The following is a 26,913-nucleotide window of genomic DNA, read 5'->3' on the forward strand; positions in this document are numbered from 1 at the left end:
GAAAGAGATTGAGATGATAAATAGATATTCAAATAGTCAATAAAATTGACACTGAATATCATTTTCATTTATTATGAAATCGTCGCATGTAATTGGACATGATTTTTGTGAAAAAGTTTACTTTTTTATTAATATAATAGATTTCTATTAAGGTGTCCCATTTAAGAATTTAAGCGTAGGAAAGGGTAAAATAAAAATGAACTGGAAAAAAGGCGGATTATGGATTATTATTTTTTTCATTGTAAAAGGTACGATTTCTACACTTTTAATAGTTACAGGTGCTAAATATTTTGATTTATCATTTATGCAACTTTTCGTACTAATACTGATCTTATTACTGATTTCTCTCATAAGTCGAAAATTGCTGCATAGACATAAACAAAACAAAAAGCAAAAAGAGCTAAATATATAATGAAGCCCCAGAGACCTTTGGATTTCTGGGGCTTCATTATATATTTAGCTTCTTACTATTTGTGGAAAGTAAAACTCCCAGCTCAAAATTTAGGTGGGTACAGAAGTTTGTTGGGAGCTGATTAAAGTTTCACTTTATTTCATAGTGCATGATCTATTTTGATTAATTGTCAGGTTTTTATGTATCCTCTAATGACAAGGTTAAATCCTTTCAAATCGGTCAATCACGCTTTTTTTGAATTCACTAAAAGTGGCTGAACCTATGCAGAATAACGATACCATCTCTAGCAAAATAATTAACTATCTCATGCAAGAAAGTTAGGCTAGTTAATCGCATATGTTTTATTGAAGGGATGTGATTGAATTATGGAACGGCCGAATTGGGGAATTGGAGGATTAGTATTCGTTGGCTGCATGTTTCTTGGCGGAGGAGTGGGATCTATATTAGGTGATACTCATGCTGGATGGCTAATAGGGATGGGTGCTGGATTTATTGGGATGGCTTTAACGAGACTGATCAGAAAGTAATATAACGGGATTCTTCTTCGGGTAAATAAGGAAATATGTATGTAAGTAATTCATGGTATAAGAGCTCTATAAGTTATAGTTAGAAGTTTCTCTTTTCTAAATTTCTCCATACATAGATATGATTCTCAAGTCGGAGGATGGCACCTTAGGGTGTCTTTTTTATGCTCTCTAAAAATGTCTTAACATATATAGCCGAGTTAATTCAAATAATCAAGAATAATTGAGCTAACAGTTTTCGTTGATTGCCATTATCTTTTTTGTAATAGAATAGATTCATTACCGTTTCAGACCGATGTATTCATTCATAACCTAACAGTAAAAGGGGGGATGATTAAAGGCATGGCGATTAATGATGAATTAATTTGTCAACAGTTTGCAAGAATTATCGGCGGCCAAGAAGGATTCGCCGGTGGAAAATGCGTGGCAACAATAAATCGAGATGAAATGCAAGCAACAATCTTGGGGAAACGTTTTAGAGTAACAACTTCCTTCTCATTCGAATCACGAGATAATAAAACTGGACGGGCATTATGTCTAGGGCGGGTAGCACTCTTACAAAAGGAAGTCACTGAATTTGTTGCTACGATTATTAAACAAGGAATAATTGTTTCGTCTATACACAATGAGTGGTTATGTGATGATCCAAATTTAATTTACGTTAATATCGAAGACGTTGATGATCCACTAATTTTTGCAAGGAAAGTCAGAAGAGCATTATGCAATTAACCAATTTTTTTAGTTAAATGAGTGATTGTGTTGATTAGAATATTTCAGATTGTTGAATGGTATACTTGGAAAATAGATTTAAGTAGATAGTTTTATAAAATCTCATATATAGCTAAAAAGAGTAACTCCATTTTGATCGCTTTTTTTCAAAATGGAGTTTTTGTATTTACTTTTAAATAATGACTGAAGAGAGCTTTTTAATCAATCTTTATTCTAAAGCTAAAACCGAGCATACATTATGCTCGGTTTTCAATAGGTAGTTTAAATGTAAAAGTACTGCCTTCTCCTAATTCACTTTCAACGGTAATTTCTCCTCCGTGTAGTTCTATAATCCATTTTACCATCGACAATCCTAAACCTGTGTTTCCATTGTTTGAAGATGTTCGTGCTGCGTCAACTCGATAGAAGCGGTCCCATATTTTCGCAATATGTTGCTCGCTGATGCCTATGCCATTATCGGAGACTTTACCTATTATGTTGGTTTCATCCCGGAACAGTTGCATATTCACAGTGCCGTTCGCTTTGCTATAAGCAATCGCATTCGTTAGTAAATTCATTAATAAACGCATCATCAATGTTTGATCTGCTTTAATAAACAGGTCTTCCTCTATATGTGTTGTTATATTAATCGAAGCTTCTTGAACCATTAATGAAAGCTCTTCTACAACGATTTCCGTTAATTCACTCATATTGATACATTCAAATTGAAAAGTATTATGCTTTTCTTGGTCAACTCGTGCTAATAATAAGAGTTGCGAGATTAAAGCGGACATTTTACGCGATTGCCTTAAAATTACTTCTAACGATTCTTCCATTTCTTTCGGATTATTCCTCTGCGATAAAGCGTATTCGCATTGCGAAATAATAACAGATGTTGGTGTTCTTAATTCATGAGATGCGTCAGATGTAAATTGTTTTTCACTTTCGAATGATGTCTCCAATCGCTCAAACATTTTGTCAAAGGTTTGTGCTAAATGATACATTTCGTCTTTCGATGAACCTTGTAAATTAATTCTCTTCGAAAGGTCTTTACCATCACCAATTTTACTGGCTGAATCACTCATTTGTTGCACAGGTCGAAACGCTCTTTGCGTAATAAAATATCCTCCCGCTGCTGCAATGAGAATAAGTAATGGAAATGAGATGAGTGTTACCACAATAAGCGTATTCATGGTCGATGATAATTGATTCATGGTCATTATTCCACGAACCCAGACTTGCTCATCGCCGCCTACATTATGGAGAAAATCATATACTATCCATTCCTTATTACCGTCTTTAATGGTTTGTATTTCATCGGATTTAAGCGATACCTTTTTATTAAAGGTTGTTGGATTATGTCCTGCCAGCAGCTCACCTTGTTTACTATAAATGATGATATTTACTCCATCTTCTAAGGCTTCAAATTCATCGTCAATCTTTAACTGCCCATGCTTATATTCGATATCTTCAACACTTTCTTTTACTGTGCTCTTCAATTGATTTTTCATATTAAAAAGCAAAACTTTATCTGAAGAAGTTAAAATAAAAGCTAACACGAGTGCCATAATAATTACAACTAGCCCCGTATACCATAGGGTCACTCTCATTTTTATGGATAGTCTTTTCATGATTCTACCCGCAATACGTAACCAGTTCCTCGTACTGTATGAATTAACTTCGTTTCAAACTGGCTATCAATTTTTTTGCGAAGATAGCGGACGTAAACATCAATAATATTCGAGCCACCTTCATAGTCGTAATTCCACACATGTTGCTCAATTTTATCTCGTGTCAACACAACTTCTTTATTACGAATCATATATTCTAAAATAGCAAATTCTTTACTGGAAAGATTGATAACTTGATCTCCTCTTGTTACTTTATGCATATTGCAATCCACCACTAGGTCAGCGATTTCAAACACATTAGATGTATTTCCTGTTTTTCTTCGCATCAACACTCGAATTCTTGCTAACAGCTCATCAAAAACAAAGGGCTTTACTAAATAATCGTCCGCACCTAAGTCGAGTCCTGTTACGCGATCATCAATTGTATCTTTAGCTGTTAGAAGCAAGACAGGAGTTGTATTATTGTCCGCACGTAATCTTTGTAATACTTGTAAACCATCTATTCCGGGAATCATAATGTCAAGCACAATCAAATCGTAGGTAGCCATGCTTATATAATCCAAAGCATCTTCTCCATTCCCACATCCATCGACACTATAATATTCTGCATTTAATCGTTTTACTAATATATTTTGTAAGTCTTTTTCATCTTCGACAATAAGAACCCGCATTAACATTCTCCTTTTCTTCTTATTTATATGTATCACTATAATTCCGAAACATTAAAGAAAGATTAGAAACTATTTAATTATATCATTTTATTTTTTTGCGCATTAATCTTCCTTTAATGTTTGTTCAGTAATATAAAGACATGGATCAGGTGCACATGTAAAGGGAGGAGAACATAATGGGAAAATGGATGATGATTGGAGCAATGTCTTGTTTATTCTTAACAGCTTGTTCGACTCAAGCTGATAAAGATACAGAAGTACAACAACTGAAAGTAGAAAACGATAAATCACAAAAAGAAGGTGCTCAACTACAACAAGAACCACACAAAACAGGGCCTGCTATGAATGATACTAAGCAAACACAAGATTTCAAAAACGAAGTCACATCTATTGTAGAAAAGGCAAATAATACGAAACCAGTTGGAGCAAAAGAAGATAACTTAAATACGTACTTAGCAGCAAAAAAAGAAATTGACCAATTAGATGACAAGATAGATCTATCTGATGATCAGCTAGAAGCAGATTTTCACGCTGGAACGATAACTGTTGAACAATATCAAATACAAGAAAGAGAACAAGATATACTTGAAGATCAATTAGAGCAAGCAGAAAATGCACTTGAAGCAAGATTTGGAATAGATGATTAATCATTAAGGAGTGGATGAAAATGTTAAAACATAAAAAGAAAATAATTATAAGTGTAATTGCTATTTTAGTAAGCGGTATTGCTATTGTTGGTGGATATTATGGTATGGGCTACAATTATGCGAAAAAGAATGAAAACTACACAGAGAAACAAGTTCGTGAAATTTCTTTAGCTCATACAAATGGAGAAATTATTAATGTGAAAAAAGAATTCGAATTAGAAGATGACAACTTAGCACAATCTAAATTTGAATATGAATTGGAAATCAAGACACCTGAGAATCTATTAAATATTTTAAAGGTTAGTGCTAGAACAGGTACAATAGAAATCAATAATGAAGATTAAAAAAATATCGACAAATAAAATATCACGTATTTGAAAAAATCCAATAAGCTGCCCATATGGGCAGCTTATTTACATAATTATCGTTAACGGAAGTTAATTATATTTTTCTACGTACTAAATAAAAAGCTAAGGACCTATCCTCCCGTTCTAATTAACTAAAAGAAGAACTTCCCCATACCGATTAGACTACTAAGCATTCCGATTCCATTCATGGTGCCTTTTCCTGCTGTCAGTAAGTTTCCAAGCATTCCTGGCTGCCCGTTATTCCCCCATCCCATGGGATTTATCTGTCCTCCCCATCCTGGAGAATTTCCAAAAACACCCCAGTTATTATTGGTATTAAAATTAAAAGCTTTGGCTGGCGGTGATAGTAAAGCGGCAATATGACCTTGTGCGAACATCCCTGTATGATTGAATGGTTGGGGCCAGGGGATGGGAGGTTTTTGAAAATTAAAACCTGCATGGCCTGGTAATGGAGCCCAATTAGCAGGATGTCCTTGGGGCATCATCCCTGCATAATGGATTGGCTGACCTAAAGGGAAGGGAGGGGGCTCGGGAGTGAAACCCGTATAATTGGCTGGTGAATCCCAACCAAATGGATAGACTTGACAACTCAAATTCTCAGGAACCTTCAGACCATCCATTCCCTGAGCTTTAGTTATTTGAGGTTGTGAATGTAATGATGACATTGAAATTTGGTTATTATATTGCTCCCCGTTTCCATTTGAATTCAAATACCAATATTGGTGCATAAGCTTATTCCCCTCACTTTAAAAATGTAATGTTAGACTTAGCCTATGTAATATTCCTTTTTATGGATGGTTACATAACTAGATTTACAAGCCCGTATTTAAAGGAATGGGTGTGTGGTCTTGTTGATTTATCCCGCTATTTGTGGGCAGTAAGACACCGCCACCTCAAAATTCAGCGAAAGCAAAGAAGTTTGGGGGGACTGCCTGTAAAAGTCCCACTGATTAAAGTTTCACTTTATTTTAGAAGGGTATTCTCAGTTGCTCCTTTTGTTTATTTCAGCCTAATTTAATTTCGGTTAACAAACGTGTTTAAATATTCATTCAAAATCTTATTTAAATGTTTATAAAGGTTTGATCAATAAAAAAGATTTTAAAATGTTATGTTGAGCAAATAGAATTGCTAAAAAGAGAATATCCATTCGAAGAGTTTGGCAAAATACTGCAAGGATAATGTATTCTTGTGCAGATATGCAAACGATTTAAACTAATCAATGAAATTTATAATGAAGGGGCAAATAAATATATGAGTGAAACATTACATAAAAGAAAACCACCATATTTAATGCTTGTAATCCTTTTTATTGGGGCATTTGTTTCATTTCTAAACAACTCGCTTTTAAATGTAGCCTTGCCATCAATAATGAAGGATTTAGACATTAAAGATTATTCAACGATCCAGTGGCTTTCTACAGGGTATATGCTTGTAAGTGGTATATTAATTCCGGCATCAGCATTTTTAATAACCCGCTTCTCCAATAGGAGCTTATTTATTACATCTATGGTGATTTTTATTCTTGGTACGGCCTTAGCGGCTTTAGCACCGAACTTTAGTTTATTACTTACTGGCCGGATGGTTCAAGCAGCAGGTTCTTCAGTCATGGGGCCTTTGTTAATGAATATTATGCTAGTAAGCTTTCCAAGAGAAAAAAGGGGAACGGCAATGGGGATTTTTGGATTAGTTATGATTACAGCTCCAGCAATTGGACCGACACTATCAGGTTATATTGTAGAGTATTATGACTGGCGTTTGCTTTTTGAAATGATTTTACCGTTAGCAATCATTAGTTTACTGTTAGGGATTTGGAAATCTGAGAACGTCATGAGACAAAACAAAAATGCAAAACTTGATTATCTCTCATTACTATTATCTTCTGTCGGTTTTGGCGGTTTGTTATATGGATTCAGTGCTGCAAGCTCCGACGGTTGGACGAATAAAGTTGTCTTAACAACCTTAATCATAGGCGCTATTGCACTAATTACTTTCATTATCCGTCAATTAAAAATGAATGAGCCGTTATTGGATTTACGTGTTTACAAGTACCCAATGTTTGCACTTGCGTCTGTAATTGCAATTGTTAACGCAGTGGCCATGTTTTCGGGTATGATTTTAACACCAGCTTATGTACAAAACGTCCGTGGTATTTCTCCACTGAGCTCTGGGCTGATGATGCTCCCAGGTGCGGTAATAATGGGGGTTATGTCACCCATTACAGGTAAACTATTTGATAAATATGGCCCTCGGATTCTTGGTATAGTAGGACTTTCCATTACAGCTGTTTCAACTTATATGCTCGCAAACCTGCAACTCGACTCTAGTCACACACATATTATTCTTATTTATACACTGCGGATGTTTGGGATGGCGATGGTGATGATGCCGCTTATGACAAATGGCCTTAATCAGTTGCCAACGCGCTTAAATCCGCATGGTACAGCTGTTAATAATACAGCTCAACAAGTGTCCGGTTCGATTGGTACTGCTATTCTTGTTACGATTATGAATTCTGTAACAAAAACAAAAGCTGAAAGTCTAATGGCTGATGTAGATCCAACAACATTCACAGAGGCTACGAAGGCAATGTTAACTCAGAAGGCTTTATTATCCGGAATTCAATATTCATTCTATGTAGCGCTTGGCATGAATGTTGTTGCACTACTATTAGTTTTTTTCGTGAAACGTGTAGATACAAGCGCGGAAGCTGTCGAGAGGTTAAATCGGTAGAGAAAAATAAAACTTTAGATCATGATTCCTACAAGTTTTTACTGTTTAGTTAGACTATGAAGAAATGCGAATTTCTGCTGCTAAGGCGCTGGTATTTAAATTTGGAAAAGAACCAGTGAAATAATTATATATAGTAAAAAGGATCTGATATTCATATCAGATCCTTTTTCATTAGCAACACAGTATACTTATTTATCGTATTTGTTTGAATTGACATTAGAAGCTACTGGTTTTCCTAATACTACAATCTTTAGCTCTCAATTTATGATAAACATTATCATAATACACTTCATTTTCATTTAGTATTTTTTCTGCAAGTTATAAATGTAATAACAACAAACAACTTAGATTACCAACCTTATAAGCAATATCATAATCGTGAATAGTTAGGGAAAAGATAAAATAAGGTAATCAATTACATATCTTTATCCCAGGCGATTCATTGCTATCTTCGTTTTATTGAATGGGATATTTTATTTCATGTTTTTTGAAAGGGTGTTTTTAATGGATAAAAAAGTATCTGCCATTCCTCAACCGAAAACATATGGATTGCTGGGGAATCTCCCATTAATCGATAAAGATAAACCCACCTTATCTTTTATCAAGATAGCGGAAGAGTATGGTCCCATTTTTCAAATTCAAACTTTAAGTGATACCATCATTGTCGTTTCTGGACATGAACTGGTAGCAGAAGTTTGTGACGAAACACGATTTGATAAAAGTATAGAGGGTGCTTTAGCGAAAGTTCGCGCCTTTGCTGGAGACGGATTATTTACAAGCGAGACTCATGAGCCTAACTGGAAAAAAGCGCATAATATTTTGATGCCTACATTCAGCCAACGAGCAATGAAAGATTATCATGCTATGATGGTCGATATTGCCGTACAACTCGTTCAAAAATGGGCACGGCTTAATCCGAATGAAAGCGTAGATGTACCGGAGGATATGACTCGCCTTACATTGGATACAATTGGTTTATGTGGTTTTAATTATCGATTTAATAGCTTTTATCGTGAGACCCCTCATCCTTTTATTACTAGCATGAGCCGTGCTCTAGATGAGGCGATGCACCAATTACAGCGGCTGGATATAGAAGACAAACTCATGTGGAGAACGAAACGTCAATTTCAGCATGATATTCAATCTATGTTTTCTTTAGTGGATAATATTATTGCTGAACGTAAAAGTAGTGGAAATCAGGAAGAAAATGATTTACTTTCCCGTATGTTAAATGTGCAGGATCCAGACACTGGTGAAAAATTAGATGATGAAAATATTCGTTTCCAAATTATCACTTTTTTAATAGCTGGGCATGAAACAACAAGTGGATTGTTATCTTTTGCAATCTATTTTTTATTAAAGAATCCGGATAAATTGAAAAAAGCCTATGAAGAAGTAGATCAGGTTTTAACAGATTCCACTCCAACATACCAACAAGTTATGAAACTTAAGTATATCCGGATGATTTTAAATGAATCGTTACGTCTATGGCCTACTGCTCCAGCATTCAGTCTCTATGCAAAAGAAGATACAGTGATTGGTGGGAAATATCCAATTAAGAAAGGAGAAGATCGTATTTCTGTTCTTATTCCACAACTACATAGGGATAAAGATGCATGGGGAGACAATGTGGAAGAATTCCAACCTGAACGATTTGAAGAGCTGGATAAGGTTCCTCATCATGCTTATAAGCCATTTGGAAATGGTCAACGAGCATGTATCGGTATGCAGTTTGCACTTCATGAAGCCACACTCGTAATGGGAATGCTTCTTCAACATTTTGAATTAATTGATTATCAAGACTATCAGTTGGACGTAAAACAAACATTAACGCTAAAGCCTGGTGATTTTAAAATTAGGATTCTACCCCGAAATCAAACTATTAGCCATACTACTGTTCTTGCGCCTATAGAGGAGAAACTGAAAAACCATGAAATCGAACAGCAAGTTCTGAAGACTCCTTCTATTATAGGAGCCGATAACCTTTCGCTTCTTGTTCTGTATGGATCGGATACAGGGGTAGCAGAAGGTATTGCAAGAGAACTAGCAGATACAGCTAGTTTAGAAGGTGTTCAAACGGAAGTGGTAGCTCTTAACGATCGAATTGGAAGTCTGCCAAAAGAAGGGGCGGTTCTTATTGTAACTTCTTCTTATAATGGAAAACCACCAAGTAATGCAGGACAGTTTGTGCAGTGGTTGGAGGAATTAAAACCGGATGAGCTAAAAGGTGTTCAATACGCAGTTTTTGGTTGTGGAGATCATAATTGGGTTAGTACCTATCAGCGAATTCCAAGATACATTGATGAGCAAATGGCTCAAAAAGGAGCAACACGATTTTCTACACGTGGAGAAGCGGATGCAAGTGGTGATTTCGAGGAACAGCTCGAGCAATGGAAACAAAGTATGTGGTCTGATGCGATGAAGGCATTTGGATTGGAACTTAACAAAAACATTGAGAAAGAACGCAGTACATTAAGTTTACAATTTGTTAGTCGTCTTGGAGGATCTCCTCTTGCGCGAACATATGAAGCAGTTTATGCATCTATACTAGAAAATCGTGAACTTCAATCATCTAGCAGTGAAAGAAGCACGCGACATATTGAGATATCCTTGCCAGAAGGCGCTACGTATCAAGAAGGTGACCACCTTGGGGTGCTGCCAATTAATAGTGAGAAAAATGTCAACCGAATTTTAAAACGCTTTGGATTAAATGGGAAGGATCAAGTCATATTGAGTGCAAGTGGACGAAGTGTAAATCACATACCTTTAGACAGTCCTGTTAGTTTATTTGACCTTCTTAGTTATAGTGTAGAAGTTCAAGAAGCAGCCACTCGAGCACAAATACGAGAAATGGTGACATTCACAGCATGCCCTCCTCATAAAAAGGAATTGGAATCATTATTGGAAGAGGGAGTTTATCATGAACAAATATTAAAGAAACGTATGTCAATGTTGGATCTTCTTGAAAAGTATGAGGCTTGTGAAATCCGATTTGAACACTTTTTAGAACTTCTTCCTGCGCTCAAACCGCGTTACTATTCCATTTCAAGCTCTCCACTCGTTGCACAGGATCGTCTGAGCATTACGGTTGGTGTTGTTAATGCACCTGCTTGGATTGGGGTAGGGACATATGAAGGAGTCGCTTCTAATTATTTAGCTCAGCGTCATAATAAAGATGAGATTATCTGTTTCATTCGAACGCCACAATCAAACTTTCAATTACCTGAAAATCCAGAAACACCAATTATCATGGTTGGACCAGGTACTGGAATTGCACCATTCCGTGGATTCTTGCAAGCGCGTCGTGTTCAAAAGCAAAAAGGTATTAACTTAGGACAAGCACATCTATATTTTGGTTGTCGTCATCCTGAAAAGGATTATCTCTATCGTACAGAACTAGAAAATGATGAAAGAGATGGATTAATCTCTTTACACACAGCTTTTTCTCGCCTAGAAGGATATCCTAAAACATATGTACAGCATTTAATAAAACAAGATAGAATCAATTTAATTTCGTTATTAGATAATGGGGCGCATCTTTATATATGTGGTGATGGAAGTAAAATGGCTCCTGACGTAGAAGACACCCTTTGTCAAGCCTATCAAGAAATTCATGAAGTCAGTGAACAAGAAGCAAGGAATTGGCTGGATCGTGTGCAAGAAGAAGGGCGATATGGAAAAGATGTTTGGGCCGGAATCTAAATTCTTCTTAATTAGATAAGTAATATTTAATTCACGAACTTCTTTCGACTAAGTATAACTGTAAACAAAATAAACTGCTTTATAAAAACCCTGTATTTTTTATTGAATATGGGTTTTTTTTATTTTTAAATAAAAGGGACGTATATGTTGATTCAAAATCCAATAGTTTTTATGCTTTATATACACAACATGGTAGATTTGACTTAATAAAAAGGGGAAACATCAGGGAGAAGTAGACTTTCATTTAAACGCAACAAAACCTTCGCACAAATCTGGGGGGATATGATTTGAAAATGGGTTAAGAAAAGATTCATTTATGAATGAATTAGTAAGAAAAGCAATATAACATTTTTATGTAAATGGAGCTGTAAATGAATATTTACTTAGGTGTGAAAATAAAGTTGGATTTATTGACCTGTTTCAGGAACTCGAACATAAAGAAGGTAAATGCGTAATTGTTGTTACTCATTCACAAGAAGTTGCAAAAAAATCAGATCGAGCATTTTATTTAAGTAAAATGAAGTTAGTATTAAACGAAATTAAGAATAGTTAAGAAAAAGCTATTTTTGCCCTTAATTAACATAATTTTTGAAATGTAAAAATGTTAATATTTGTTATATGATATATTTGTCAAAGTACTATTCCTGTAGTTTCTATGATGAATCTGTAAGATAGTTTGTTTGTCCCATATATTCACCTTAAACTAAAAAGAACTTGCAGAGATTCCTACAAGTTCTTTTTAGTTTAAGGATTGAATGTGGATTTGAAATAAAGAAACGATTTTTTGAGAGGAGAAAAGTAAATGTTTATAAGAGCAGAAAGATTATTAATACGAAATTTTGAGTTCAAAGATTGGCAAGCTGTCCATGAGTATACATCAGATAGCAATGTTATGAAATACATACCCGAAGGAGTTTTTACTGAAGAAGACACAAGAAACTTTGTAAATAGAAATATGGGTGAAAATGCAGAGAACTTTCCTGTGATACTGGTAGATGAAAATATTCTGATTGGTCATATTGTTTTTCATAAATATTTTGGTGAGCATACTTATGAGATTGGGTGGGTATTCAATCCTAAATATTTCAATAAAGGATATGCTTCTGAAGCAGCGCAAGCTACATTAAAATATGGGTTTAAGGAAATGAAATTACATAGAATTATAGCTACATGTCAGCCACAAAATACCCCATCATATCGATTGATGGAGAAAATTGGAATGAGAAGAGAAGGATATTTCAGGAAGTGTATACCCCATGGAAATGAATGGTGGGATGAATATTATTACGCTATTTTAGAAGAAGAGTAGTGTCTCAGAACGCATTATTTAAATCAAAATCATAATTATAATGTGGGTGGTGCTCTATGCCGATCAAGCTAACATTATATAAGTTTAATTTCATGTAAGATTTTTTCTTTTTTCTAAAGATCCAGTGCAAGTTCTTTAAAAATTTGCATACAAATAAACCCTATCAGACTTCAATTTTTTTGATTACGCTACATGATTGTGAGACATAGAAAAGTTATATAGGACGCCTAAGATATCAAAGACTGTTTCCCTCTCATATCTATGGGATTTTTGTCCGTTTTTCTGTAAGTGATTAAACAGACGAAACAATATCTTTGTTAATTCTTGGGTATCTTTTTGTAAGGCTCTTTTCGTAAAGATTGTTGCTTTTAATTAAAATAAAGGTTAATTTTCTTAATACGGTATAATATTTACAGCAGATTATTCAGCAAACGGGCAGGATTGTGAAAGTATTGAGTTCGAGATATCTTCCTAAAAAACATTACTATAATAAAAGGATGACAAAATTTTTATGGTTAGTATGATAATTTGGAAACAGAAGTCAGCTTAATCTATGAAAACCTTATCAGAGGAGTGATGTAAGTGAAACAAAATGTTTACGATAATCCGAATTTCTTCAAAAACTACACAGCGTTGCGTGAAAGTGGAATAAATGCTAATGACTTCATAGAACAGCCAGCAATCAAATCATTAATTCTGTGTTTGAAAGGAAAATCGGTATTAGACTTGGGTTGCGGTGATGGTCATTTTTCAAAGTATTGTATAGAAAATGGTGCAAAAAACGTAATAGGTGTAGACATATCCAAAAATATGATTGAACGTGCTAAAAAGTTAAATCAGGATGATAACATAGAATTTATGTGTCTTCCTATGGAGGATATGGGACTAGCCAATCAAAAGTTCGACCTGATTATAAGTTCCCTCTCTATACATTACATTGAAGATTACTCGGCAATGATTCAAAAGATTAATGCACTATTAAAAAGCAGTGGTGAATTTATCTTTTCAACAGAACATCCAATAGCAACAGCTCGCAAAGGAAGCAACCATTGGATAAAAACTGAGGATGGTAATAAATCACACTGGGCATTAGATAATTATCAAGAAGAAGGAATCAGAGTACACAACTGGTTTGTTGACGATAGTGTGGTTATTTATCATAGAACTGTTGCCACATTAATAAATACTTTAATTGAACACGGGCTTTCTCTGGATAAAATAATCGAACCACAATCAACTTTGGCAGGGATAGAGAAAATGCCAGATTTAATAAACGAATCGCGAAGTCCATCTTTTATTATAATCAAGTCAAAAAAACAAAATAATATTTAAAAATATCTACCGCAATCTGGGAGCTTTTATTGAATTACGAAAACAGCCGTTTCACTAAGGAATGGCTGTTTTTTTAAAACATAACCTAAAGCCGTTAAACTGTATGCGTTCAAGTTGCTATCATTTTTTAATTATTTTATCCCGCATTAACGGGCAGTAAGACTCCTACCTCAAAATTCGGCGAATGCGAGGGAGTTAGGTGGGAGTCGGGCTGCCCGTAAAAGCCCGATTGGTGAAGGCTAATAATCAGTGGGGGGTTGTGAAAATGCGGGTGAAATTTCAAATGAGTGCAGGAATAATAGCAGTACTCATTTAAGATATTACCATCATTCGAATTGAAAAATATTGAACATAGGAGTGAGTGAAAATGGCATATTTATTACAAGTTGACTTTCCGTTTGAAGGTCCTTTTGGAGAAGAAATGGAAAAAGCATTTTGGGATTTAGCAAAAAGTATTAATGAAGAAGAAGGATTCCATTGGAAAATATGGACGGAGAATCAAGAAACGAAAGAAGCTGGAGGCATCTATGTATTTGAAGAAAAACAAGATGCTGAAAAATATGGAGAAATGCACAAGAATAGACTTCAAACATTCGGTGTTAAAGATATTAGAGTAAGAATTTTTCACATCAATGAAAAGTTAACTAAACTGAATCATGGTTATAGTAAATAATAAAGGACACGTAATTCCACCAGTCGGAGCAATCGTAAAAAAGAGGGGATAATCCCTTCTTTTTTGAATTCTTCCTTTATAAAAAAATCCCTATATAAATAGGGATTCGTGTATCGGTATATAGTTCCTTGGAAAAGGTTGTACTAAGTCTAACATATGAGAGTTCTTACATTTGTGAAATTGACGTGAAAGTACTGCGAAAAAAGTTGTACTGAAATAGTTATTTATAAAAAGGTACGCCCCTTACTGGGAGGTAAGGGGCACAGGAAATGCAAATTTATTTGTAATTTGCTAAGTTGATTATAACATATATACCCATCTATACATGTTGCAAGATTATGAACATAACTATTATTTAGTAACTAGGAGTAACGGAAGTTGTATGAATTAAGTTATTTTTAAAGGAATATAACAGTAAAATGCGAGAAGAGACCTGATAACAGGTCCGTTTTTGTTATTGCTTTGGCGTATAATAAATAATATTGTTTCTCGCGTATCGATACGGGACAAATAGAGGGAATATCTCATCGCTATCCTTTCCTATCAATCTACAGAAAGAGTAGCGTGTTTTTTTATTTTAGGGGCATCTCTTTTTATTAGTTTGATACCGATGTGACAATACACCTTTATTGTTTTTCAGACTTCGCTTGTTCTAGAATGTATGCTTCTTCTTGTTCCGGTGTCGCTAATTTGTATGCTTTACCAGTGCTGTTATTGTCCCATTCCCATAATAAATTATGCTCCTCAACCGATTGAGAGAAATCGCCTTCATACCAGCGAACCAAAATCTTGAGGTACTGTTCTTTATGTTGTAAGGTTCCACTATTACTTTCATCAATTGCTCGACGTACTTTTTCGATGTTTTCTGGAGTCATTTTAATAAATCCTTGCTTTTCGTGAGATAGTACTTTTTGATGAGTCATTTTGTGCATTGCATTGATTATATGATGATCAGAATTGAGGTCAAGTATTACCTCGTCCCCTTTAATTCTCTCAGTCTGCTTGTCCTTAACGTCTGAACCTGCATACGTACCAACTTTGTAACCAGTAAAAATACCAACTGCTATAGCAATAACTAAGCTTGATGTGATTTTAATCCACTTTTTCAAACCTCGTCCCCCCTTTTATTGAAGTGTACCATAAAAGAAGAGCTGTATATCGCTATCTAACTGTGTGATCTACATTAAGCATCATTATCAGTAGTCAATGATGCTTAATGTTTTCGTTCTGGGGGGAATTAAAAATCATAGCTTGAGGGCGCTACCCCATCACCATCAAGCTATGAAAAGTAAATACTTCAAAACGAAAATATAAGCAGTTTTCTTTCAAAAATACATGTGATTTTTAGTCTGGGTTGAGACTTCGAAATATTGTGCATTCACATTAAATAACAAACATGAAAAGGACTTTAAATTTAATTGGCAGGATCTCTTTCTTTTACAAAATCTTCGATATTATTTGCTTCTTTGATTTCTTTTGACGATAACCAATTTTCATTTATTGTCCCTGTCTTATTGGTTAAATAGATGTTAAAGTTTTTATTATATAGTTCTTCTTTAAGGATTGTGGTTACTTTGATTAAATCCTCAATTAAAGGGGGATTGTTTTCAAATATATTATTGGTGGTATTAATAACTAAAGTCACTAAATATTTTCGACTATCCTCATCATCTGAACTTGAATAAGTAATACTTTGAAATGCAAATCGATCGTTTTGCATTTCATGTAATCTTTCTTCTACTTTGGTGTGCGTTCTAATCCAATTTCCCCAATATTTGTTTATGGCATCTGACATCGTAGATTTCATTGTTTGTAACAGTTCTTCTTTTGTTATTATTTTTTGTACATTTTTAAAAGGTCCGTCTAAAGATTCACCGTTTTGATCCTTAATCTCTAGTTCTGTTATCTTTTTATTATTCTCCTGAATGAGTTGAAATAGAGCATATAAACGATCTATTTCAACTGAATCCAATTGGCTAAAGTCAATCTCGTTACTCATTTGCAAAGTTAATAATAATTCATTAGTTGGTTTTCCTTCATCTGGATCTTTATTATCTAAAATATATTGAAGAGCATTTTCCGTTTCAGATTCCACGTAGCCTAATTTTTTCATTTCTTCTAGAGTTGGTTTGAATTTCTTATATTCCTCATATGTTTTTTTTCCATATTGGTATTCATCACCTACTGGATTTGAATAGAGGAGACCTTGTACCTTTACTCGGAATTTTAGATATTTGTTATTTTTTTCTTGCACAGTATGGTATGTATTACCACCGTTATTTTCATTTATAGAGCTCCAATCTGTTACAACAACATCAATACCGTGTTTTTCTTTTATATATTCTTGTACCTCAGCGCCATTTTCTTGGTTACAACCACTTAGACATAAGAAACATAATACTAGCAATATTACATGTTTCAAACTTTGCATATAAGCACTCCCTACGTAAGAATTAATTCTTGAATGTGCAGCACACTACAAAACCTTCTTTTCCTTAGTCGTATACTTTATCTTTTATATAGTTTGAATCTTAAAACATTTAAGTTCCTGACGTTTCCAACTATACTGCTTGAAGTATTACTATCTTAATATATATAACTTATTTGTTTTAAGGTCTTTCTCAATTCTATAAGCATATGGTTCATTGGGCTCATATCTAAAACGTACATTCATACCATGGTATCTATTTTACTATAAAATCTAGTTCTATTATTAAAATGTTCCTTTTTTGTTTCCTAGTATAGATGTTCCTTCTACTTCAATGAGGGAGGATTTATGGAAGGACATTATACAATTTCAAGTTATGCACCATATATAAGAAGAAAAAACATAGCTACAAGCTCAATGTAACTAAATTCTCATATATGAATAATTGTATTTAAAATCACTAATGATAATGTTATACTAATATCAACCAAGAAGAATCCAACAAACTATGATTAATCACTACATCTTCTTTCATAGCATGTCAACGTAAAAAAGACACTTTCCATTGTGTCTTTTTTTACGCTTTGAGATGAATACATTGACTCAATACTTATATTTGGGGTAGCACCACATTAAGAAAAGAAATAGAAGAGAACATCCTATTTCTTTTTATTAACATAATAAAATATAATTACTAAATCCAAAGTAATGATAATAATTAGAAGTAACAAGTGTATAAGTGCATCAGTTTTACCGTGTAATAAAGACTTTATAAAGAAATCCCATTCTGTTTCATAGGGAGGCTCTACCCACTCCCGTTGCAGACCTAACACTATTCCATTTATGAAAAAGATAATACTTAATAAAATTCTTCCAAAAAATACGGCAGCTACTTTTAAATTTCAATGCTTTATCTTAATTACATACAGGATTGGAAAGAGTATAAGTATCCAAAAGACAATAATATAGATTGTATTTATCATTCTTTACTCCTAATAAAATGATTGTTTTTAATATAGGTAAGCCTTCGGATTGAAGATATGTTTTATTGTTACTAGTTAAAAACAAGGGCCGGAATTCCGGCTCCTTTTCTATTTTAAAGTTTTACTTTATCTCTCCGTCTCAAAAAACTCAATCCACTCTCCGTCAGGACCAGCGAAGAATATGTAACGTGTTCCATCTGGTAATGTTTCAATTTCTTCTCCTAGTAAAAAGGTTACTTTGTGTTTCTGTATTCTTTCAATTTCATCCTCTAATGAATCCACTTTAAAGCAAATGTGATGTACTTTTCCTTCTGCCGGAAGAGAAGAGTTGTAGCCTTCAATGAGTTCAAGTATCGTTTCTTTTGATTCTTCTACGCCTAAAAATGCGAGCTTTAAGTTTGGGTTTGGATGTCCCATGCGCTTAATAAGTTGTAAGCCAACTACTTTTTCATAAAATGAAATAGATGTTTCTAAATTTGTGACCATAAGTCCGACGTGTTCGATTCTTCTAACTGGCATGTGCACTCCTTCTTTCTGAAAATTATATACAATATATTATTGAAAATTAAGAAAATAAGCAAGATAAAAACCTTACAAATTTTAGCGTGTTATATGGTATAGTGAGAAAGTATGTTTGGGGAGAAGGAAGGAGATTATACGATGAATACAACTACTCAAACTCCTTCATTATCGGAAACAATGAAAGAGTGGCATTATGCGTTAGCATATGAAATTAAACATTGGAAAACGATAGGTGGTAGTAAAATTTCTATCATGAACGGTCGTTTTTTATATACAGATTATGAAAGTACAGTATACGTATTTCAGCTTATTTCGGAAGTAAGCTTACCTGAAGGTTCACCAATTCGAATTGAGTTCGATGGTGAGGAAGCGACAGGGGAAGTATTATCTGTACATGGATTAGAAATAGAACTGAAATTAAATGATTATATACAAGGTGAAATACGAGAAGCGGTTTTATACAGTGAACCGTGGCAATTGTTAGAACAACTACAAGAGCGATTGAAAGAGGCACATAAAGATAAGCTAAAACGTAATCGTATAAAGCGTCTTGTTGATGGGACGAGCAGTCCGAAACATATTGAAAAGATGAAAAATACGAAAAATGAATTGGCGTATCGTTCTTTTTACAATCCAACAACGTACGTGTGGGGACCACCGGGAACAGGGAAGTCATACAATTTATCACGTATTATTTCGGCTCATTATCAAAAAGGAAAATCGGTACTTGTGTTAGCTCATAGTAATGCGGCAGTAGACGTATTAATGAGTGAAGTAACGAAGCAAATTGAGAAGAAAAAGAAATGGACGCCTGGCGAAATTGTTCGTTACGGTTATAGTCAACATGAACATATACGAAATCATGAAACGTTACTTGCATCGAAGTTAGTTGAAACGACGAATGGATCTTGGGGAGAAGAAAGACTCTATTTAGAAGAGACACGACAAGATCTTCGTGAAAAGATTTTATCATATAAAGCGACTTCTGCTGATAGGAAGCGTATACAAGAGATTGAAAGTGATCTTCGAAAGCAAAAAGCGAAAATTAAAGAAGTAGAAAAAGAATACATTGAAAATGCGAAAGTAATCGGTGCGACTTTATCGAAATGTGCAATTGATTCACTTATTTATGAGCGTACATTTGATTTAGTTGTCGTAGATGAAGTAAGTATGGCTTATGTTCCGCAAATCGCATTAGCTGCTTCACTTGGGAAACGTATTGTCGTTTGTGGTGACTTTTTACAGTTACCTCCGATTGCGATGGCGAACCATGAACTCGTTCGAAAATGGCTCGGTGAAGATATGTTTTATCATGCAGGGATTGTTGATTCTGTAAATAAATCAGAAGCACATCCGAACCTTTTTATGCTGCAGGAGCAAAGACGTATGCATACGGATATATCGAAGTTTACGAATTCATTTATTTATAAAAATAGAGTGTACGATCATCCATCTGTTTCAGAGCGTAAAGAACTTGCGAAACTGCAACCGTTCGCAAATGAGGCGAGTGTTTTATTTGATACGAGCTTAATGGGAGCCTTTTCTTTAAAAGACGCTGCTTCCGGTTCTCGTTTTAATATTATGTCTGGTTTAGTAGCGATGCAAATGATGTTAATTGGATTGTTAGACGGTGTTCAATCTATCGGTGTAGTTACGCCTTACAGGGCACAGTCCCGCTTTTTATCAACGTGCATTAGAGAAATGTTGCAGAGAACGAAATATCAAAACATACCAGTTTTAGCGGCGACGGTTCATAAATTCCAAGGTTCTGAAAGAGATATGATGATATTTGATACGGTTGATAGTTATCCGCAAGAACGACCTGGCGTGTTATTCTTTGACCATAAAAATCATCGCCTCGTCAACGTTGCAGTAACGAGAGCGAGAGGGAAGTTCATTCAATTATCAGATTGCCATTATATGCGTAAAAACCTTTCGAGAAAACAAGCGTTATCGCAATTAACAGCTCATATAGAACGTCACGGAGATGTGTATGATCGCACGACATCAAGACAATTGTGGGAGCGAAAAATCTCGAAACGTTTACGCTGGTTTATGGAAATGAATCTTGAAGAACCGAAAGGGTTATTGAAAGATATTTTAGCTGCAAAACGAAAAATTATCATTTCACTTCCAAGTACAAGGCAAGTAGATAAGCGAGTCTGGCAAGCGTTAATGCGTACAAATGCGCAAATAACAGTGTATAGTGATGGACCAGTTCCGTTAAAAAATGTAAAGTTACAAAGACAAAATAAAGCATTCCCGTTTATCGTAATCGATGATGAAATCTTTTGGGCAGGAGCACCTCTTACATCTCAAATGATGTTTGAAGGTAGTATGGAATTTCCGTACATATGTGCAAGATTACAAGCACCTGAAACAATTGGCGTATTAAAAGGTTTTTTAGATATTCGGTAAATTCAGATAGGAATTCCTTGACTTTTGCCTGGAATGAACTTAGAATGAAAATAATTTAATATGATTTTATGAAAATTCTTATCACGAGAGGTTGAGGGACTGGCCCTATGACACCTCGGCAGCGGATTCTTTATGAATACTGTGCCAATTCCAGCAAGGTAACTTGAAAGATAAGAAAGAAGCTCATTTTGACTGTATATACAGAAGCCTCTTTCTATCTTTTAGAAAGAGGCTTTTTTACGTGAAAATAAAAGGAGGAAGAAAAATGGGAGCGACAGGAGTAACGTCACAAAGAAAAACAATTGAAGAGAGTATAGAAAGAAATAAGGAAAAGTACATAGAAACAAGTCATAATATTCATGCGAATCCGGAGATTGGTAACCAAGAATTTTACGCATCAAGAACGTTAAGTTTGTTGTTAGGAAGCGCAGGATTTCAGTTGCAGCACAATATAGCTGGTCATGAAACAGGATTTATCGCGCGGAAAAGTTCCGGGAAACAAGGGCCAGTTATCGCATTTTTAGCTGAGTATGACGCTTTACCAGGACTCGGTCATGCGTGTGGTCACAATTTAATCGGAACAATTAGCGTTGCAGCAGCGATCGCGTTATCAGAAACGCTTGAGGAAATCGGCGGAGAAGTTGTCGTGTTCGGAACACCAGCAGAAGAGGGCGGGCCAAATGGTAGCGCAAAATCGAGTTATGTGAAAGCTGGCTTATTTAAAAACATTGATGCGGCGCTTATGATTCATCCGAGCGGAAAAACAGCTCCAACGAGTCCATCACTAGCGGTCGATCCACTTGATTTTCATTTTTACGGAAAAACAGCTCATGCAGCGGCCTCACCAGAAGAAGGAATTAACGCATTAGATGCGATTATCCAGCTTTATAACGGTATTAATGCACTTCGCCAACAACTTCCGTCAGATGTGAGAATTCATGGTGTTATTACTGAGGGCGGAAAAGCACCTAATATTATTCCTGACTACGCCGCAGCAAGGTTCTTCATCCGCGCAGCAACGAGAAAAAGATGTGCGGAAGTAACAGAGAAAGTAAGAAACATCGCACAAGGGGCAGCGTTAGCAACAGGCACAAAAGTGAAAATTCATCAATTCCAAAATGAAATCGATGAACTACTCGTAACAAAAACATTTAATGACGTCGTAGCGGAAGAGTTAGAACTACTAGGTGAAGATGTAAACCGTAAAGAAAGAGTAGGAATTGGCTCAACAGATGCAGGAAACGTAAGCCAAGTCGTACCGACAATTCATCCGTACATCAAAATCGGTCCAGACGATTTAATTGCGCATACGAATGAATTTAGAGAAGCAGCACGTTCAGAACTTGGAGATAAAGCGCTAATCACATCGGCAAAAGCACTAGCAAATACAGCGTATCGATTAATTATAGAAGAAGGTTTGTTAGAGAAGGTGAAGGAGGAGTTTAGGGAGGCGCGGAAGAATCAAGGATAGGGAAGAAGGAGAATTATACTCGGGATTTTTTAGTAGGAAATTGAATGAAAAAAGAACCAGCCTATGGCTGGTTTTATTATATTATAAAAGAATTTTTCCACATACACTTCATATTTCTACCTTAGTACCCTCTTATCAGAACGACAATTTCTCTTCAAATTCACTCTTTAAAACAATTAAAGGAGATGATAATCCAAATTGCATTAAAGAGTCTAAAAATGCAGCGAGAGAATCCATCGAATCGCTCATGACTTTCATCATATAATTAAATTCCCCGCTAATTCGATATAAATCTGTTACTTCAGGAGCGGCATTACAATATTGGATGAAATCAGAGCATTGACTCGTTTTGAACATAATAAATGCTTGGATGTTTTTATTAATTTTGGAAGGCTCAAATTTCGTTCGGTAAGCAGCTATAACCCCTTGATCTTCAAGCTTGTTAATGCGTTCTTTTACAGCAGGCTGCGTCATGGATATGATCCGTCCTATTTCTGAAACGGAAATTCTCGCATTTTCATATAACAAGTTCATAATTTTATGATCGATTTCATCCAGTTTTACTGCGTTTTGCATTGTGTAGCCTCCTTGTTATATTTTCTAAAGTAAATTACAAATTATAACTATAATATCATAAGTAAACGAACTAAATTACCTATAAATCTATATTTAAAATGATTGGTTTTTGCATGAAAATATAAGTATAGAATTTATCTCACATTAACTGCCCGTAAACGCCCGATTGGTGAGGGCTGATTAAAGTTTCACTTTATCAAACGGAAATTTAGGAAGGGTGGAAAAAATGAAGAATCTTGATGGGAAAGTAGCGTTAGTAACAGGGGCGAGTCGCGGTATTGGTCGTGCGATTGCGATGAGATTGGCAAACGACGGTGCATTAGTTGCAATTCACTATGGCCGAAATAAAGCAGCTGCAGATGAAACAATTAGTGAGATTGAATCTAATGGAGGAAAGGCATTCTTAATTGAAGCGGATTTCAATTCAATTGATGGTGTCAAAAAGATAGTAGAACAATTGAAGAATGAATTACAAATAAGAGTTGGTACATCAGAGATTGATATTTTAGTAAACAATGCAGGGATAGGTACACAAGGAACAATTGAAAATACGACAGAAGAAGTTTTTGATGAAATTATGTCTGTAAATATTAAAGCACCGTTCTTCTTAATTCAGCAAACATTACCGTTATTACGAGCGGAGGGGCGAGTTATTAACATTTCATCAGCTGAAGTAAGACTTGGTTTTACAGGGTCCATTGCATACGGTTTAAGTAAAGGTGCACTAAATACGATGACACTTCCTCTAGCTAAACATCTTGGAGAAAGGGGTATAACAGTGAATACAATTATGCCTGGATATACGAAGACAGATATAAATGCGAAATTGCTAGATAATCCGGAAATACGAAATTTTGCTACGAATTCATCTGTGTTCGGACGAATAGGGCAAGTTGAAGATATTGCAGATGCAGTCGCATTCCTTGCTTCTTCTGATAGCCGCTGGGTAACAGGGCAAATTTTAGATGTTTCTGGAGGATTTTGTTTATAGGGGCACTACTTCATACCCATCAAGCTAATATTTTCATATCCCCCTAAATTAAAATTTTCTTTCTCTACAGATAGCTATTTTGAGAAGCCGCTCATTTTTTCGTTTTGGGGGCATTTCTTTTTCTTAAGTTGATGGGTATGTATGGTGACCCCTATTAGACGATAGTGAATTAACAATTTCGGGGTTCAGTTCAACTTTATTCAAAATAAGATTTTTTTGCAGTAAAATCAATGTTAGTGGAACTTTTTTAATCAAACTTTTTTCTAAATTAACATAAATACTTGCAACATTTAAATTAGTACTATATAGTTCTAGTTATGACAAAGGTAAAATTAATGAATCAAAAACGTGTGATTGAAGTAGCTGCAACATTATTTTTAGAAAAAGGGTTTGCTTATACAAGTATGGATGAATTAGTACGTGTAAGCAAAGTTTCAAAGTCTAATGTGTATTATCACTTTTCTAATAAGGAAGTATTATTAGAAGGGGTCGTTGATTATTGGATTGAAATGTATCAATCTGCAATTGATGACGTACTTTCTCAGAACCAATTTTTAGTTGAAGATCGTATCCAACTGTTTTTAAAGCAATTATCACAAGGAGTTCAGTCGAGAGAGTATAAGGGGAGCTGTCCATTTATTACTCTTTATATTCAAAGTCCTACACAGGCCACGCAAATAAAAGAAAAAATAGGTCTTTTTTTTACAGAATTACAAAAGAAAGTTTCTCTATTACTTAAACAAGGGGTAGAGAATGGAGAATTCAGAAATACGATTAATATTGATGAGGTAGCATCACTTTTTATTACAAATCTTGAAGGAGCGTTATTTATTTCAGAAACATTGAAGGATGCAACTGTAATCACGAAAACAGCAGATTATTTATTTAACTTGCTTCGATAAAAGAAGCTTTTTTTTACATCAAATTAGTACTGAATAGTACTAAAAAGGAGATTTTATATGAGAACAGTATTTTTAATTGGTGGAACAGGCTTTATTGGAAAGCAATTAGTGAAAGAATTAGCTAAAGAGGATGTTAAAATTCTTCTTTTAGTGAGGTCGAAAAGTAAAGCAACACGCATTTTTCAAGAAAGAGGCATCTTAAAAAAGGCAGTTATGCACTTTATTGAAGGTGATTTGACGAAAATAGATTTAGGTCTAAGTGCTGAAGATAAGGAGAGGATATTGAAAACGGATGTGATTATTCACGCAGGAGGCCCCATGGATATTCAAGTGACAAGTAAAGAGGCAGCTTCCGTATTTTTAAATGGCGCCAAACATATTAGTGAATTAGCTAAAAGTATTCATCAATTGAAGGGCTTGCAACAATTTATTCATGTTGTAGGTTATATGAGTCCCTTTGATGATAAAAATAGCAAGATTGCAATTGATGTGTTTAAAGAAGGAAACAATTATTTGAAAATGAAAAATCCATATGAGAGAACAAAATTTTTAGCAGATCTTTATATCCGTCACCAGGCATCAGCAGTAGGTTATCCGCTTTCTGTAATTAATCCGCCAACTGTAGTTGGTAGTAGTAAAACAGGGAGTACAGAGCAGATAGCAGGATTAGGTTTGCTTGTGATGAGTATGCGAAGAGGGCTCATGCCAGTGATTCCTGGAGGTAAGGGATATAGGTTACCACTTATTTCAAACGATGAGCTTGCGAAGTTTATTGTGCAAGTTTTCAGATTGAAGCAACCGACTATTCAAACATATACACTTGTTGAAGACAAACAGCACGATCAGAACATTGCTGAATTATTAAGTATTATGTCGGAAAGTATGAATATGAGGGCACCAAAAATCTCTGTCCCAATGCCACTTATGAAAGCAATTATGAATAGTGGAGTAAGTAAAATAACAAAAATTCCTTCTGATGGACTGAATTTTATCACAAAACGAAAATTTTCAAATGTTTCAACGAAAAAAATTATGGGAGGAGATTGGTTTAAGAAGACGAGTGTAATGAAATTTTTCCCTGCCGTAGTAGCTGATCTGGATTATCGAATGATGTATCAAAATGGCCAGCATAATCATTTATTTAAACGAACATTATGCGATAACACTACCCTTTACCAATTACAAGGAGAGGGTAAACCGTTTATTTTATTACATGGTTTATTGAGTGATGGAGAGGATTTATTTCCTTTAGCACAAGAGCTTCATGAAAAAACTGGTCAACCTGTATGGATCTTGGATCTTCCAGGTTTGGGACGTTCTCCTTTTAAACAAGAGAAAAATCTTCTAGATATCTATTTGAATGTAGTGAAAAAGTTATTGGAGAAAGCTACTAATGGTGCACATCTAATTGGCCATTCATTCGGTGCGTTTATTCTTCTGGAAGCATTGGTACAAAAGTATATAGATAAGAAGTATTCAATCACTTTACTTCAGCCACCTGTTGCTAAAAAAAATGCTAAATCGCTAAATGTTCCCCAATTTATGAACAAATGGACATTAAAATTGGCAACTACTAATTTGATAGGGCGTTATTTATTAAGTAATGGTTTGTTTGAAAGTATGGAGAGTATCCCTGGAAATTATATTGAAAAAATAAGTAACAGTTTTACTTCTCCTAGAATTTTAAATACTACGGTTCAGCTTAACAGTTTACTACTGAAACACGATCAAGGTGATTTTAATGAAGTAACAAAGTATAATCTTCACATTATTTGGGGGGATTATGACAGAGACTATTCTGCTCCATCGCATCTTGGTAAGGTTGATTTTGTTCCATATGGCCATCATTTTCCTCTTAGCCATCCGAGTGAAACGGCAACATTAGTAATAAAAAATAGTAATACTAGCAGATGAG

The 26,913-nt window shown here is 34.9% G+C and carries 22 protein-coding genes, 3 pseudogenes and 1 riboswitch; of the genes and pseudogenes, 16 read left to right on the forward strand and 9 right to left on the reverse strand.

Annotated elements, in window-relative coordinates:
- The first annotated feature begins 196 nt into the window (after nucleotides 1-196).
- The 3 genes from JFU54_RS15845 (at nucleotide 197) to JFU54_RS15855 (ending at nucleotide 1,665) form a co-directional block, all read left to right on the forward strand.
- The gene (locus JFU54_RS15845) at nucleotides 197-412 is read left to right on the forward strand and encodes a hypothetical protein (protein WP_002017170.1); all 216 of its coding nucleotides are present in this window, start codon (nucleotides 197-199) and stop codon (nucleotides 410-412) included.
- A 365-nt stretch (nucleotides 413-777) separates the two neighbouring features.
- Nucleotides 778-939: a hypothetical protein gene (locus tag JFU54_RS15850; RefSeq protein WP_000441003.1), complete on the forward strand. Its 162-nt coding sequence runs from the start codon at nucleotides 778-780 to the stop codon at nucleotides 937-939.
- Nucleotides 940-1,266: 327 nt separating this feature from the next.
- Nucleotides 1,267-1,665, forward strand: coding sequence for a DUF1259 domain-containing protein (locus JFU54_RS15855; RefSeq protein ID WP_201065227.1), 399 nt, complete (start codon nucleotides 1,267-1,269; stop codon nucleotides 1,663-1,665).
- 236 nt (nucleotides 1,666-1,901) lie between these two features.
- On the opposite strand, the gene JFU54_RS15860 is transcribed toward JFU54_RS15855, so the two are convergent.
- Together JFU54_RS15860 and JFU54_RS15865 are read right to left on the reverse strand one after the other, a co-directional pair.
- The gene (locus JFU54_RS15860; RefSeq protein ID WP_201065229.1) at nucleotides 1,902-3,275 is read right to left on the reverse strand and encodes a sensor histidine kinase; all 1,374 of its coding nucleotides are present in this window, start codon (nucleotides 3,273-3,275) and stop codon (nucleotides 1,902-1,904) included.
- Complete coding sequence (locus JFU54_RS15865) at nucleotides 3,272-3,946, reverse strand: response regulator transcription factor (RefSeq protein WP_201065232.1); 675 nt, start codon at nucleotides 3,944-3,946, stop codon at nucleotides 3,272-3,274. The genes JFU54_RS15860 and JFU54_RS15865 overlap by 4 nt, the downstream gene beginning before the upstream one ends.
- Nucleotides 3,947-4,122: 176 nt before the next feature.
- Between JFU54_RS15865 and JFU54_RS15870 the strand changes: the two genes are divergently transcribed.
- Nucleotides 4,123-4,593, forward strand: coding sequence for a hypothetical protein (locus JFU54_RS15870; protein ID WP_201065235.1), 471 nt, complete (start codon nucleotides 4,123-4,125; stop codon nucleotides 4,591-4,593).
- 20 nt (nucleotides 4,594-4,613) lie between these two features.
- A complete protein-coding gene (locus JFU54_RS15875) occupies nucleotides 4,614-4,937 on the forward strand; it encodes a PepSY domain-containing protein (RefSeq protein ID WP_201065238.1) in 324 nt (107 codons plus the stop codon).
- A gap of 155 nt (nucleotides 4,938-5,092) precedes the next feature.
- On the opposite strand, the gene JFU54_RS15880 is transcribed toward JFU54_RS15875, so the two are convergent.
- On the reverse strand, nucleotides 5,093-5,689 hold the full coding sequence (locus tag JFU54_RS15880) for a hypothetical protein (protein WP_201065241.1): 597 nt from the start codon (nucleotides 5,687-5,689) through the stop codon (nucleotides 5,093-5,095).
- Between the two features lie 523 nt (nucleotides 5,690-6,212).
- Between JFU54_RS15880 and JFU54_RS15885 the strand changes: the two genes are divergently transcribed.
- From JFU54_RS15885 to JFU54_RS15900, 4 genes and pseudogenes are all read left to right on the forward strand, one after another.
- Nucleotides 6,213-7,691 (forward strand): DHA2 family efflux MFS transporter permease subunit, encoded by a 1,479-nt coding sequence (locus tag JFU54_RS15885; protein WP_201065256.1) that lies wholly within the window; start codon nucleotides 6,213-6,215, stop codon nucleotides 7,689-7,691.
- Nucleotides 7,692-8,195: 504 nt separating this feature from the next.
- On the forward strand, nucleotides 8,196-11,393 hold the full coding sequence (cypD, locus tag JFU54_RS15890) for a bifunctional P-450/NADPH--P450 reductase (RefSeq protein ID WP_201065259.1): 3,198 nt from the start codon (nucleotides 8,196-8,198) through the stop codon (nucleotides 11,391-11,393).
- A gap of 409 nt (nucleotides 11,394-11,802) precedes the next feature.
- Nucleotides 11,803-11,946: pseudogene (locus tag JFU54_RS15895) on the forward strand (ABC transporter ATP-binding protein); the annotation flags it as partial.
- Nucleotides 11,947-12,195: 249 nt separating this feature from the next.
- Nucleotides 12,196-12,702: a GNAT family N-acetyltransferase gene (locus JFU54_RS15900; RefSeq protein WP_000470557.1), complete on the forward strand. Its 507-nt coding sequence runs from the start codon at nucleotides 12,196-12,198 to the stop codon at nucleotides 12,700-12,702.
- Nucleotides 12,703-12,885: 183 nt separating this feature from the next.
- Here the strand turns inward: JFU54_RS15900 and JFU54_RS15905 are convergent.
- A pseudogene (locus JFU54_RS15905) lies at nucleotides 12,886-13,050 on the reverse strand (IS4 family transposase); the annotation flags it as partial.
- Between the two features lie 234 nt (nucleotides 13,051-13,284).
- Between JFU54_RS15905 and JFU54_RS15910 the strand changes: the two are divergent.
- Together JFU54_RS15910 and JFU54_RS15915 are read left to right on the forward strand one after the other, a co-directional pair.
- Nucleotides 13,285-14,034 (forward strand): class I SAM-dependent methyltransferase, encoded by a 750-nt coding sequence (locus tag JFU54_RS15910; RefSeq protein ID WP_201065262.1) that lies wholly within the window; start codon nucleotides 13,285-13,287, stop codon nucleotides 14,032-14,034.
- A 367-nt stretch (nucleotides 14,035-14,401) separates the two neighbouring features.
- Entirely contained in the window at nucleotides 14,402-14,707 is a 306-nt protein-coding gene (locus JFU54_RS15915) for a monooxygenase (RefSeq protein ID WP_201065265.1), read from the forward strand.
- Nucleotides 14,708-15,333: 626 nt separating this feature from the next.
- Here JFU54_RS15915 and JFU54_RS15920 read toward each other — a convergent pair.
- The 4 genes and pseudogenes from JFU54_RS15920 to JFU54_RS15935 form a co-directional block, all read right to left on the reverse strand.
- Nucleotides 15,334-15,816, reverse strand: coding sequence for a PRK06770 family protein (locus JFU54_RS15920; protein ID WP_201065268.1), 483 nt, complete (start codon nucleotides 15,814-15,816; stop codon nucleotides 15,334-15,336).
- A gap of 305 nt (nucleotides 15,817-16,121) precedes the next feature.
- Nucleotides 16,122-17,138 (reverse strand): hypothetical protein, encoded by a 1,017-nt coding sequence (locus JFU54_RS15925; RefSeq protein WP_201065271.1) that lies wholly within the window; start codon nucleotides 17,136-17,138, stop codon nucleotides 16,122-16,124.
- Between the two features lie 656 nt (nucleotides 17,139-17,794).
- Nucleotides 17,795-18,118, reverse strand: a pseudogene (locus JFU54_RS15930) (hypothetical protein).
- A 126-nt stretch (nucleotides 18,119-18,244) separates the two neighbouring features.
- Complete coding sequence (locus JFU54_RS15935; RefSeq protein ID WP_201065274.1) at nucleotides 18,245-18,637, reverse strand: VOC family protein; 393 nt, start codon at nucleotides 18,635-18,637, stop codon at nucleotides 18,245-18,247.
- Between the two features lie 111 nt (nucleotides 18,638-18,748).
- Here JFU54_RS15935 and JFU54_RS15940 point away from each other — a divergent pair, with 111 nt between their 5' ends.
- Both JFU54_RS15940 and JFU54_RS15945 read left to right on the forward strand, forming a co-directional pair.
- Nucleotides 18,749-21,058, forward strand: a complete 2,310-nt coding sequence (locus tag JFU54_RS15940) for an AAA domain-containing protein (RefSeq protein ID WP_201065276.1) — start codon at nucleotides 18,749-18,751, stop codon at nucleotides 21,056-21,058.
- A gap of 75 nt (nucleotides 21,059-21,133) precedes the next feature.
- Nucleotides 21,134-21,235, forward strand: a riboswitch (SAM riboswitch).
- An 88-nt stretch (nucleotides 21,236-21,323) separates the two neighbouring features.
- Nucleotides 21,324-22,529 (forward strand): M20 family metallopeptidase, encoded by a 1,206-nt coding sequence (locus JFU54_RS15945; protein ID WP_201065279.1) that lies wholly within the window; start codon nucleotides 21,324-21,326, stop codon nucleotides 22,527-22,529.
- Nucleotides 22,530-22,664: 135 nt separating this feature from the next.
- On the opposite strand, the gene JFU54_RS15950 is transcribed toward JFU54_RS15945, so the two are convergent.
- On the reverse strand, nucleotides 22,665-23,105 hold the full coding sequence (locus tag JFU54_RS15950) for an Lrp/AsnC family transcriptional regulator (protein ID WP_001178569.1): 441 nt from the start codon (nucleotides 23,103-23,105) through the stop codon (nucleotides 22,665-22,667).
- A 226-nt stretch (nucleotides 23,106-23,331) separates the two neighbouring features.
- Here JFU54_RS15950 and JFU54_RS15955 point away from each other — a divergent pair, with 226 nt between their 5' ends.
- From JFU54_RS15955 to JFU54_RS15965, 3 genes are all read left to right on the forward strand, one after another.
- Entirely contained in the window at nucleotides 23,332-24,096 is a 765-nt protein-coding gene (locus tag JFU54_RS15955; protein ID WP_078174774.1) for an SDR family oxidoreductase, read from the forward strand.
- Between the two features lie 335 nt (nucleotides 24,097-24,431).
- Nucleotides 24,432-24,998, forward strand: coding sequence for a TetR/AcrR family transcriptional regulator (locus JFU54_RS15960; protein WP_078422116.1), 567 nt, complete (start codon nucleotides 24,432-24,434; stop codon nucleotides 24,996-24,998).
- A 57-nt stretch (nucleotides 24,999-25,055) separates the two neighbouring features.
- Nucleotides 25,056-26,912 carry an alpha/beta fold hydrolase gene (locus tag JFU54_RS15965; RefSeq protein WP_201065282.1) on the forward strand — a complete coding sequence of 619 codons (1,857 nt, stop codon included), beginning with the start codon at nucleotides 25,056-25,058 and terminating at the stop codon, nucleotides 26,910-26,912.
- Nucleotide 26,913 lies beyond the last annotated feature (1 nt).

It is taken from the genome of Bacillus sp. TH19 (genome assembly GCF_016651075.1).
GTDB lineage: Bacteria > Bacillota > Bacilli > Bacillales > Bacillaceae_G > Bacillus_A > Bacillus_A mycoides.